This is a genomic window from Borrelia crocidurae (assembly GCF_000825665.2).
In the GTDB taxonomy this organism is placed as follows: domain Bacteria; phylum Spirochaetota; class Spirochaetia; order Borreliales; family Borreliaceae; genus Borrelia; species Borrelia duttonii.
Genome location: NZ_LN609267.1, coordinates 737,847 through 743,147 on the forward strand (window position 1 = coordinate 737,847; position 5,301 = coordinate 743,147).

General features: G+C 29.7%; 7 protein-coding genes. All 7 read left to right on the forward strand.

The window, feature by feature from the left end:
- Nucleotides 1-79: 79 nt before the first annotated feature.
- From badR to rplS, 7 genes are read left to right on the forward strand one after another with little or no spacing between them, the layout of a single operon-like run.
- A complete protein-coding gene (badR, locus tag BN1173_RS03545; RefSeq protein WP_040236673.1) occupies nucleotides 80-1,288 on the forward strand; it encodes a host adaptation transcriptional regulator BadR in 1,209 nt (402 codons plus the stop codon).
- 59 nt (nucleotides 1,289-1,347) lie between these two features.
- Nucleotides 1,348-2,697 (forward strand): signal recognition particle protein, encoded by a 1,350-nt coding sequence (gene ffh / locus BN1173_RS03550; protein ID WP_040236674.1) that lies wholly within the window; start codon nucleotides 1,348-1,350, stop codon nucleotides 2,695-2,697.
- Entirely contained in the window at nucleotides 2,694-2,945 is a 252-nt protein-coding gene (gene rpsP / locus BN1173_RS03555) for a 30S ribosomal protein S16 (RefSeq protein WP_012538435.1), read from the forward strand. The genes ffh and rpsP overlap by 4 nt, the downstream gene beginning before the upstream one ends.
- Before the next feature lie 9 nt (nucleotides 2,946-2,954).
- Nucleotides 2,955-3,203: a KH domain-containing protein gene (locus BN1173_RS03560; RefSeq protein WP_012538436.1), complete on the forward strand. Its 249-nt coding sequence runs from the start codon at nucleotides 2,955-2,957 to the stop codon at nucleotides 3,201-3,203.
- Nucleotides 3,204-3,206: 3 nt separating this feature from the next.
- The gene (rimM, locus tag BN1173_RS03565; protein ID WP_040236676.1) at nucleotides 3,207-3,707 is read left to right on the forward strand and encodes a ribosome maturation factor RimM; all 501 of its coding nucleotides are present in this window, start codon (nucleotides 3,207-3,209) and stop codon (nucleotides 3,705-3,707) included.
- Entirely contained in the window at nucleotides 3,704-4,426 is a 723-nt protein-coding gene (gene trmD / locus BN1173_RS03570) for a tRNA (guanosine(37)-N1)-methyltransferase TrmD (RefSeq protein WP_012538438.1), read from the forward strand. Before rimM ends, trmD begins: the two co-directional genes overlap by 4 nt.
- On the forward strand, nucleotides 4,404-4,769 hold the full coding sequence (rplS, locus tag BN1173_RS03575) for a 50S ribosomal protein L19 (RefSeq protein WP_025400905.1): 366 nt from the start codon (nucleotides 4,404-4,406) through the stop codon (nucleotides 4,767-4,769). The genes trmD and rplS overlap by 23 nt, the downstream gene beginning before the upstream one ends.
- Nucleotides 4,770-5,301: the final 532 nt, after the last annotated feature.

Consider the following 5,301-nt stretch of genomic DNA (forward strand, 5'->3'; position numbering starts at 1 on the left):
ACTATAATAAAACTAACAAAAAGAACTAACAAGTCTCATTGTTAGAATTTTTTATTTTAAAAATAAAGGAGGTTGTTTTATGCAGGGTGAGAATATGGTTTCAATTAGAGGTGGTAATAGAAAAAAGATACTCCTTAGTTTGAAAAATATGCAGTATTCAAGGACAGATTTGGCTCGTAAGTTATCATTGACAAATGCAGCTGTGACTATTCTTACTAATCATATGATAAAAGAGAATATTCTAGTTGAGGTTGGGTCAAAAGAATCAGATATTAAGAAGCATGGAAGGAAAGAAATACTTCTTGATATTAATAAAGATTTTGCATATTCAATGGGAGTGATTATTTCAAGTAATTATTTTCAGATAGGAATTGCTAATCTTAAATGTGAGGTTTTAATAAGTGAAACTTATTCCTTTGAACCACCAGTTAGTGCTTATGAGATATTAGAAAGAATTAAAGATCATATGATTGAAATTATTTGGAAGCATAATTTTTCAAGAGATAAGTTTATTGGATTAGGTTTTAGTATTACTGGGATAATTAAGGATAAGGAATCTGGTATTGTTAATGATAGTCATGGTGCATGGATTGAGAGAGATGTTCCTGTTAAGGCTATATTAGAGGAATATTTTTCACTTACTGTATACCTTGAGAGTTATGTAAAAAATCTTTCTCTTGCTGAATTTATGGGTAAGAATGTAGATAATATTATGTTTTTTGATTATACAGATACGGCTGAACTTTCTATTTGGTCTGATGGTAATGTTTATTCTGGTTTTAATAATAAATCTGGTATGGTTAGTCATATGGTCATTGATTATGGAGGAGAGAAAAATTGTCCTACGTGTGGAAATAAGGGATGTGTTAATATGTTGATTTCTAATTTTGCACTGCAGCGTTTGATTTCGAAAGAATTTATGAATGGAGAGATTCCTGAACTTTATGATAAGTATGAAAGTAGACTTAAAAAAGTTACAATATATGATATTTTTGCGCTTCATGATAAATATGATTTTATACATAAAATAATGGAGGATACGGTAAAATATTTGGCAATAGTTATTATTAATATTCAAAGGGTTCTTGATTTTAATTATTTAGTTCTTTATGGTCAAAGTTTTAAACTTAAGAGTTTTTTTGATTTACTTAAAGAGGAGATAAAAAGATTAAATAAAGAAAGTATAATATTAAAACTCAGCTCTCTAGATACTGAAGTATCTGTTGTTGGACCTGCTTCTAGTGTTATTTTCAATAAATTTTATTTGACTGGAGGAGATATTGATTAATATTTTCTTTTTTTGTATTGTATATTTTGTAGGATTTTTGCAAAAGAGGGTAGCTTTTAGTGTTTGAAAATTTAAGCTCAGGCTTTAAAGACTTTATAAAGTATGTTTCTGGAAAAGCTGTTATAAATGAAAAAAATATTGAAACAGCAATTGACACTATTAAGAATACCTTAATTGAAGCTGATGTTAATTTAAGAGTTGTAAGGCGTTTTGTAAATTCTGTTGTAGAAGAGGCAAAAGGAATTAAGGTTTTAAGAGGTGTTGATCCTAAGTCTCACTTTATTAAAATTGTTAATGACAAGCTTGTAAATTTTTTGGGAGATAAACATTCTGAGCTTCTTTTAAATCCCATTAATAAATTGTCTTGTATTTTAATTCTGGGTCTTCAAGGTTCTGGTAAGACTACAACGTGTGCAAAGCTTGCTATGCGGCTTAAATCGGAGAATCGTAAAGTTCTTCTTGTTGCTGCAGATACATTTAGGGCCGCAGCAATTGAGCAATTGAAGGTTTTAGGTGCACAAATTAACATTTCTGTTTTTGCTCTTGAGAATGAAGATAGTCCTATTAAAGTTGTAAAAAAATCTATTGAATATGCTAGAGCAGAGCTTTTCGATACTGTGATAATAGATACTAGAGGACGTCTTGAAGTTGAAGATTTATTGTTGAGAGAAATAATAGATATTAAAAATATTGTGGTTCCTACAGAGACAATATTAGTTGCAGATGCAATGACAGGTCAGGTTGCTGTAAATATTGCAAAAAAATTTAATGAGAGTGTAGGGATTACGGGTGTAATTTTTACGAAATTTGATTCTGATGCTAGGGGTGGTGCAATACTCTCGCTTAAGACTATTTGTGGAGTTCCTATTAAGTTTGTTGGGGTTGGGGAGAAACCCGAAGATCTTGATGTTTTTTATCCAGATAGAGTTTCTTCACGAATTCTTGGTATGGGAGATGTTGTTACTCTTGTAGAGAAAGCTCAGAGTATTATAGATAAGGAAGAGGCTTTAAAACTTGAAGAGAAAGTTAGAAAAGCTAACTTTAATTTTGAAGATTATTTAAATCAATTTAAATATATGCGTAATATGGGTGGAGTTTCTACTTTGATGGGGATGCTTCCTGGTGTGTCATCAGAAATGCTGAGTCGTAATGTTAATGAGAGAGAACTGAAAAGGGAAGAGGCAATTATTCTTTCCATGACCCAAAGAGAAAGACGCAATCCTGTCATTTTAAATAGTCCTTCAAGGAAGAAAAGAATAGCTTTAGGAAGTGGGACAACAATTTTTGAAGTTAATAAACTTATTAAAAAATTTAGTCAAACAGTTTTAATGCTTAAAAAAATGAAAAATAAGAGCTTTCAAAACAAGATAGCATCTCTTTTTGGAGGTAAAGGAGGCATGGTAGATTGAGTGTTAGAATAAGATTAAAAAGGATGGGGGCAAAAAAGAGGCCTTATTATCGAATTGTAGTAATGGATTCTTCTTCGCCTAGAGATGGACGAGCTATTGAGGAGCTTGGGTATTATCATCCTGTTGAAAGGCAAAATCAAGTCAAAATAAATAAGAATAAATTTCAAGAGTGGGTAGACAAAGGTGCTATTCCAAGTGATACTGTTAAGAGGATTTTAAATAAAAGTAATTTTAAAGTTGATAATTAGGAGGAACTAATGAAAGAGTACGGTAATGAAATTGAACTTATAGAATTTGTAGTAAAATCTCTTGTGGATAAAAAAGATGAGGTTAAATTGAATGTAGTTGAAGGTGAGAAATCAACTATTTTGGAATTAAGAGTTTCTGCAAATGATGTTGGAAAAATAATTGGAAGAAGAGGTCGCATTGCAAGGGCTATTAGGACGCTTCTTAGTGCTTGTGCTGCAAAAACAAATAGGAGAGTTCAGTTAGAAATTTTGGACTAATTTATGTTTGTAAAAGGCATAATATTGTCGTCTTATGGGATTAATGGATATGCTAAGATTAAAAGCATATCCAATGGTTTTAGTGATTTTTTTTGTTTAAAAAATAGTAAATTAGTTTTAAAAAAAAATTTTTGTTGTTCAGTTAAAGTTACAGTTGAAGACGTATCTTTAAGGAATAATTCGTTATTACTAAAGTTTAGGGAATTTAATGCACCTGAGCCCATTAAAAATTTGATTGGTTTTGAATTATGGGTAAGTGATGAACTTGCATCTAAATTAGAACAAGATGAATATTATTTTGGTAAGCTTATTGGGTATAGAGTAGTTAATGATGGAGTAGAATTAGGAATTGTTGTATCTTTTTTTGAATGTTCAAAATCAGTTCTTCTTGAAATTAAGGTTGGGGATAGGTTATTTTTTGTTCCTTTTTTAGATGTTTATCTTGGAGATATTAATAGGGAACTTAAAACTATTGAGCTTAAGGTATTAGAGCTCTTACAATGAAAATTACAATTCTCTCTTTATTTCCTTCAATCATTACTCCATTTTTTGAAAATTCAATAATGAAAAAGGTTGTAGATAAGGGTATCATAAGTTATGAAGTCATATCTATTCGTGATTTTTCTAAAGATAAACACAAAAGATGTGACGATGTTCCTTATGGTGGGGGTGCAGGTATGGTTTTAAAAGTACAACCTATTGTTGATGCTCTTGAATATGTAAATGCAAATTCAAAGACTACGATATTTGTGAGCCCGTCTGGACTTAAGTATACTCAAAAATTGGCTTATGACTTGTCAAAGAAGGATGAACTTGTTATAATTTGTGGGAGATATGAAGGGCTTGATCAGCGTGTAATTGATTTGTATGTTGATCTTGAAATTTCGGTTGGAGATTATGTGTTGTCTTCAGGTGAAGTTGCAGCTCTTGTTATAATAGATAGTGTATATAGATTATTAGATGGTGTAATAAATCCTAATTCTTTGTGTGAGGAATCTTTTAGTTTTGAGTGTGGTTTGCTTGAATATCCTCATTATACTAGGCCTTATGAATTTAGGAATTTGAAAGTTCCTGATGTGCTTTTGTCGGGGCATCATGAAGAGATAAAAAAGTGGCGGCTTGTTAAGTCAGTTGAAAAAACTAAAAAAAACAGATTTGATTTGTACCTTAAATATTTGGAAATGAGAGGAGAAAAAAATGATGGATTTGATAAGAAAAATTGAGGCTAAAGGCAAGAGAGCAGAAAGTTTTGATTTTAGGGTAGGAGATACTATACGTGTTAGTTATAAAATCATAGAAGGAACTAACGAGAGAATTCAAAATTTTGAAGGTCTTGTTATATCTATTCAAAATAAAGGGATAGGTCAAACTTTTTTAGTTAGAAAAATTTCTTCAGGAATTGGAGTTGAGAAAATTTTTCCTATGCATTCACCTATTATCGAAAAAGTTCAGGTTTTAAAGAGAGGAAAAGTAAGACGCGCTAAGCTTTATTATATGCGAGATAGAATTGGTAAAGCTGCTATGAAAGTAAAAGAACGTCTTGATGTTAAGAAATTTAAATATTGATCGTCTATCTAGTTTCATTTTAAATAATGATTTCTCTTGAAATTTTATAATAGAATTTATAAAGTTTATTGGCGTTAATGAGGGGTTTGTATTTTTTGAGATATAAATCTTTTGAACTCAAGAGTGATTTTTTTTAAAAAAAGTTAGATTTAAGTATTTTGTTAAAGTATTTGCTGTTTTTGATAATTTTTGTTTAGTGTTAATTATACGTCTTTGTTCTAGGGTTACAATTTCGATTTAAAAATGATAAATATTCATTTTGTTATATAAAAAGGTAATTTTATTATTTCTATTTCTTTTCGATTAAAAAAGATGATTTTTTTATTTTTATCTTTTTATAGTGTAAAAATTAAAGGCCATTTTAAATTAAGTTTTGTTTATTTTTTATAAACAAGAGAAAATAATTTGTGAGTTTAATAAATTTTGCTCTAGCTTTAAATATAAAAATATATTTAAATTCTGGTTGAAGTGATATTATAAGAGATTTTAGGGTTCTCTTGTTTGTTATGATGGAAGCTGATAAGATATATTG

Excerpts from the sequence above, each read along its gene's own strand:
- badR (WP_040236673.1), top strand. The coding sequence starts at position 80 with ATGCAGGGTGAGAATATGGTTTCAATTAGAGGTGGTAATAGAAAAAAG.
- trmD (WP_012538438.1), top strand. The coding sequence starts at position 3,704 with ATGAAAATTACAATTCTCTCTTTATTTCCTTCAATCATTACTCCATTT.
- rplS (WP_025400905.1), top strand. The coding sequence starts at position 4,404 with ATGGATTTGATAAGAAAAATTGAGGCTAAAGGCAAGAGAGCAGAAAGT.
- BN1173_RS03560 (WP_012538436.1), top strand. The coding sequence starts at position 2,955 with ATGAAAGAGTACGGTAATGAAATTGAACTTATAGAATTTGTAGTAAAA.
- rimM (WP_040236676.1), top strand. The coding sequence starts at position 3,207 with ATGTTTGTAAAAGGCATAATATTGTCGTCTTATGGGATTAATGGATAT.